7 protein-coding genes and 3 pseudogenes are annotated in these 5,050 nt (G+C 50.2%); all 10 read right to left on the bottom strand.

Translation table 11 applies throughout. The features are described 5' to 3' along the window. Nucleotides 1–229, bottom strand: a pseudogene (locus ABYV26_RS20650) (hypothetical protein); the annotation flags it as partial. A gap of 5 nt (nucleotides 230–234) precedes the next feature. Beyond that, nucleotides 235–456: pseudogene (locus tag ABYV26_RS20645) on the bottom strand (DUF488 domain-containing protein); the annotation flags it as partial. A 47-nt stretch (nucleotides 457–503) separates the two neighbouring features. Beyond that, nucleotides 504–1,505 (bottom strand): universal stress protein, encoded by a 1,002-nt coding sequence (locus ABYV26_RS20640; protein WP_372683247.1) that lies wholly within the window; start codon nucleotides 1,503–1,505, stop codon nucleotides 504–506. 205 nt (nucleotides 1,506–1,710) lie between these two features. Then, the gene (locus tag ABYV26_RS20635; protein ID WP_372683246.1) at nucleotides 1,711–2,484 is read right to left on the bottom strand and encodes an IclR family transcriptional regulator; all 774 of its coding nucleotides are present in this window, start codon (nucleotides 2,482–2,484) and stop codon (nucleotides 1,711–1,713) included. Between the two features lie 164 nt (nucleotides 2,485–2,648). Continuing rightward, nucleotides 2,649–3,212 (bottom strand): DUF2179 domain-containing protein, encoded by a 564-nt coding sequence (locus tag ABYV26_RS20630; protein WP_372683245.1) that lies wholly within the window; start codon nucleotides 3,210–3,212, stop codon nucleotides 2,649–2,651. 14 nt (nucleotides 3,213–3,226) lie between these two features. Next, nucleotides 3,227–3,568 (bottom strand): hypothetical protein, encoded by a 342-nt coding sequence (locus tag ABYV26_RS20625; RefSeq protein WP_372683244.1) that lies wholly within the window; start codon nucleotides 3,566–3,568, stop codon nucleotides 3,227–3,229. A 103-nt stretch (nucleotides 3,569–3,671) separates the two neighbouring features. Next, entirely contained in the window at nucleotides 3,672–3,980 is a 309-nt protein-coding gene (locus ABYV26_RS20620; protein ID WP_372683243.1) for an isoamylase early set domain-containing protein, read from the bottom strand. A 50-nt stretch (nucleotides 3,981–4,030) separates the two neighbouring features. Then, complete coding sequence (locus tag ABYV26_RS20615) at nucleotides 4,031–4,375, bottom strand: DUF2917 domain-containing protein (protein ID WP_372683242.1); 345 nt, start codon at nucleotides 4,373–4,375, stop codon at nucleotides 4,031–4,033. An 83-nt stretch (nucleotides 4,376–4,458) separates the two neighbouring features. Next, nucleotides 4,459–4,737, bottom strand: coding sequence for a hypothetical protein (locus ABYV26_RS20610; protein ID WP_372683241.1), 279 nt, complete (start codon nucleotides 4,735–4,737; stop codon nucleotides 4,459–4,461). Nucleotides 4,738–4,810: 73 nt separating this feature from the next. Beyond that, nucleotides 4,811–5,050, bottom strand: a pseudogene (locus tag ABYV26_RS20605) (hypothetical protein); the annotation flags it as partial.

Raw genomic sequence — 5,050 nt, 5'->3', positions numbered from 1 at the left:
TGAAAATCATCGGCTTTTTTTCGTCGAGGTCAATCAGTTCTACGCGGGAGTTCATGGTGACGACATTGGGGGGAACGTTCTTGGAATCAACCAGCTTGCCTTCCTGGAGTTCCGCTTCGAGTTCTTCCAGGTCGCCTCGATCCCGATAGCTGAATTCGCGGACTCCAGCAAGCAGATCCTCAAGCCGTTCGAGGTCGAACTTGGTAATGTAAATGCTACGGTCTTGCATAATTTTTACTCCTTTGGAAATAGTTCTTGCTCAACTGCTCGAGCCTGTTCGTTTATCGACGCCATAAATTCTCTGAGGGCAGCTGCTTGGTTGCACCGGGTATCTCTTGCGGAAAAAAGGAGCGTGACCATTCCCTCTTTAGTGAGTTCCAGAAGCGGATCGAGCACATTCGCATGCCGCTCCAACTCAGCATGATATCGCTTCTTGAAGGCTTCCCATCTGGATCGATCACGGGCGAATCACTTCCGAAGAGTGTAAGGGTTTTCGGTCTTTTTCACGAGTCAACCTTGACCGGCGTCTTGAACCCAGGAGGCTTGATCGCAAGTACCGAACACGATAGCTGATCGAGAATCGCCTCGGCGGTATTGCCGATGACAAGGCCCGATATGCCTGTGCGGGCAATCGTTCCCATGACGACAAGATCCGCCCGCAATTCCGCCGCCAACCGTGGGATCATCTTTTTTGCCGGTCCCTTGGGCAGATGAAAGCTCGGAGAGAGGTAATCATAGGTATCGACGCCTATCCATTTACGCATCTCATCGCCCAGTATGTTGAGTCCCTTCCTATGGAGCGTACGCGTTTTTTCAATCCCATGGCGTGCACGCTCTTTTTCAGCGTAGGCGGCTACTCCTTCCAACGAAGTGCCGCTCCTCGACAGAAGAGTTGTTTCGGCAATGGCTTCCCAGGCATGGGCAAGGTGTAAGGACGCAAAGTTGGACAGCGCAAGCAAGCTGGCCAGTTCAAGAATCTCACGATTTAAGTCGCGGTCCGAGCCTAAAGGGTTCAGCGGATCGAAATCGACAGCCGCCAGGATGTTGTTGTAGTTCGATTTTTCGCGTGGTTTCATAAGCCAGACCGGGCAGGGGCATTGGCGCAGCAGATGCATGTCGTTCTTGCCGAACAATCTTTCCAGCCAGTTCGGGTTTTCGGCAGATTTGATAACCAGATCGTAGGCGTTGTTCAATACGGCGCGAATCACCTCAAGGGGCGTGTTGCCCACCAGCACATCCAGCCGGATACTCAGGCGCTGTTGGTAAGGTCTTACAAGGGCCTCGAGCCGCTCGTAGTGATCGGCCACCACAGCTGCCTTCAAATCGTTGGAGATCGGTCCGCCAGGCGGCAATCCGATACCTGCCGTGACGACCTCGATCGGAATCACGTCCACGACCGTCAGGTCGGCCTGCTTGTTTTCCGCCAGAGCGACAGCACGGGCGATAGCCCAGTCCTGATCGTCAGTTGAGTCGTTAACATAGAGGACTTTTTTGAATCTTTTCATGGTCTATACCTACAGTAAAACCTGCGCGTTGTTTTTAGCCAATGGCCCCTCAGTTGGTAGGCGATCGAATAATAGTTTTTGCATTTTAAGACTCATGGCTGAATGAAAGTCATCGCTGAAAGTGGTGCCGACGGTTCATTTCATGTGGGTTGGCTAACCGTTTTGTCTCCTGAATGAAACGCAGATCATTGATGGAAAGTGAGACTCAGTTCCGGTTGCTGCCAAGCCTTTCGGATATTTTGTGGCAACACTGGATGAGATCCTGAGACAGGTGATCAATAACTGCCGGAGTCATTCGGTTTGCCGGTCCAGAAATACTTACGGCATAGGTCGGTTCGTTGGTATGATCGAATACCGGAGCGGCTACACATTTGAGCCCGATAGCCCATCCTTCATTGTCTATTGCGTATCCTTGGCGTCTAATCATTTCAAGTTCAGCAAGAAAGGTGCCTGAGTCAGCTGTGGTGTTGGGATCCTGGGAATCAATTTGAGCGGTATCCATATATGCCTGCTGGACCTTAAGATCACAAAAGGCCAGGATTGCCTTTCCCATGGCATGCGTATTGGCCGGCGAGCGACTGCCAATTGGAGAATAAAAGCTGAGCAATTCTTTTCCTGTCAGCGTATCGATGGTTACCATACCCTGGCGATCCAACATTCCAAGGTTAACGGTTTCATTATGGATTTCAACCAAGCTTTGCATGAACGGGCGGACGATAGTCCGAATTTCAGTGTGATCGACCACACGACTGCCCAGTTCAAAGAGTTTCATGGATAGCTTGTACTGTGAACGGTCGCCTTGGCTAACATACCCAAGATTTTGAAGGGTTGCCAGAAATCGGTGCGTGACGCTGCGGTTCAACCCCATCAGGCGAGCCGATTCGCTGACAGTCAAAATTTCATTTTCAGCAAGCAATTCGATCATCCGCAGGCCGCGCTCCAGTGAGGATATCATGTAATAAGGTTTATTTTTTGTCATAACATCATCACCAGTCCGTTCGGGGACATCAATGATTGTTTAAATTGAACCCTCACCGCGGCTGAGCTGCGGGGAGGGTTCACTGTAAGGATGAAATTTGATTTACTGTTCGCTCGTTAACCCCGTTACAAGCGGCAAGGAATGCGCTCGCTATCGCGGTTCAATTATTTACGGTTGCTGATCGCTTGCCAGCCGCCAAGTGGCGAGCAGATTGGCCGGTATACTTTGCTCATATCCCGTGCCTGCTCAATGACGTAAAAGACCTTCGGGTCGATGCACCGAACGGCGGGCAGGATCCATTTTAGATCGCGTCGCCGGCAGGCAATATAAAGCTCGTTTACCGGTCCATGCTTGCCCTCACCGTGGAATATGGTCACCGGCTGGCCGTTTTCTCTCAAATGTGCGGCGATAGCTGGGCCTTGGTCGGGGGTGATTATCCTGAGGATCGTCGTTCCGAAGGCAAGCCTGCGCTCCACCATGATCCCAACCACGTTGCCCGTGGCGTATCCGAATGCATAAAAAATGACCAGCAACGGTTTGTCTGATATCTGGTTGATCACCGTGCTGGCGACAGTCACCCATATGATGATTTCAAAAATCGCCAGGGTAAATGCGATGGTCGTCCGCCCCTGAACCGTTACGATCGTTCGGACGGTACCGATGGAAACATCGCAGATTCGGGCAAAAAAAATGACGATGCCGGTCAGGAGAATTTGTGAATCAAACATAATTGGTTACTCTTTCAGTCAAGATATTTCAGTCCTATGCCATACCGAACTGCGTTCTCATCAACCAGCTGCTGCTGCCATCTGACTTCTGCCAGACATATGGAGCGTGGCCGAAACGCGTCGACCATTGATGCCGAAATATACGGATTGCCTACCATCCGCACGATGAGAATGGTTCCGTTCCTATAGTTACCGGTTGTTTCGATGTAGGCGCCTTGGCTTGAAAAATTGTGCATGACCCCATCCGACGAACGGGTGGTGCCGCTGCTGGCGAATGGTCGGCATGTAATGGCTGCCTCGGTCAGACTGCGCAGAGCAGCCCGTTCAATAATTTTTCTCTCCAGTGTGTCTTCCATATTTTCACCAAGGGAGACTGTTGGTCCGATCGTGATGAATTTGACTGTTGCCTTTGGGAACAGCAACAGGCGATGCAGCAAAAGAGAGACCCGAAAAGCGATACTAAAGATGGATCACTGAATTGTGGCTGTTACCAAAATGGGTCGGTAGATAGCCGTCGGCATCGGGATCGTTTTCCCAGCGGGATTGGCCCAACAGATAGCGAAACTGGTAGGATCGGCCTTTTTCCAGTTCAACGGTGGCGCTGAAAACGCCTTTTTTCGATCTTTGCATGGGTGTTGCTGAGGTTGACCAGTCGTTGAACTCACCCACCACATGCGCTTGCGTTGCCGCGTCTACCATCTCTTCAGGAATTTTAAAAGTGACCTTGCACACGGGTTTGCTTTTTAAAGACTGTTTGCGAATAGCCATTTTATATCTCCGTTTCTTTGTAGTACCCTTGAATACCAGATGTCAGGCCGCTATTTAAAAACCGTTTGACTGAAACATCCTTTAAAAGGTCGCGGCACCAGACTTTCGGCATAGCCGATGCTCGCCTGGGTGAGGGCTCGGACCAGTACCAGCCCTGGCAGGGTCACGACAAAGGCATCACCCCGTTCGAGCACGTAGTCACGGATGTCGCATTCCTGAGTCACCCACACGCTGCCATGGAGACAAAACAGAATTTGGTGTCCACGTTTACCCATTAGCCGCCACTCCTGGCCGACGGTCAACTCAACCACGGCATTCGGCTTGGGAAGGTTTGACAGAAAAAATCGTTTGTGAGCACCCAACACGTTTTCGTTATCAGAGGTTTGTTTGTTCATTGGAGACTAACCTCTCTTTTTGATCTCAGCAGCAAAAGCCGTCACGCTCGCTGTGATAAGGAAAAATACACAAACAGGATGCCTCACTCTTCCCGAAAAACCCCGCTGAACCGCCCGGTCACCTCGATATCGGCCAGGATTTTATTTAGCTGTGACAATCGAGGAAGAAAGACATCCAGACTGAAGCCATCGATGGTTCTTAACCCGTCCGTGTGGATGGCCACTTTGCTGGATTTATTGACGCTTTCGTCCAAGAAATTGATCAGTTCACACGCTGACGATGCGTCAAAATCGCCGAACAGCCTTAAATCCAGGGATTGATTTTTGCTTTTTTTAGCAACAATTTGGAAGTTGTTGGCCATATCACCTCCTCTTTTGGATCAGATTACCCGTGACACCGGACTTACAATGTAACTAACCGTTCATACGGAGAGGCTATGCCGGAACAGGACACGCCGTCATGGTCTCTCTGATTTTCTTGTAGACGTCTGAGAATCGAATCAGACCCACAATGTCTTGCCCGTCTTTGACGAAAAGAGAGTCGTGGCGGTTGACGACAAAAAGATGAAAGGCGTTGTCCATTTTATCATCAACATTTACCATATGATCAGGAGTCGGCATCTTGATAAAATTATGGATTTTTACACTATGGGCCTTTTCACAGAGTTCACCAAG

The sequence above is a fragment of the Desulfosarcina sp. genome (genome assembly GCF_041551955.1).
GTDB lineage: Bacteria > Desulfobacterota > Desulfobacteria > Desulfobacterales > Desulfosarcinaceae > Desulfosarcina.
The sequence above is the reverse complement of the archived record's forward strand: the minus strand, read 5'-3'. Positions and strand labels throughout refer to the sequence as shown.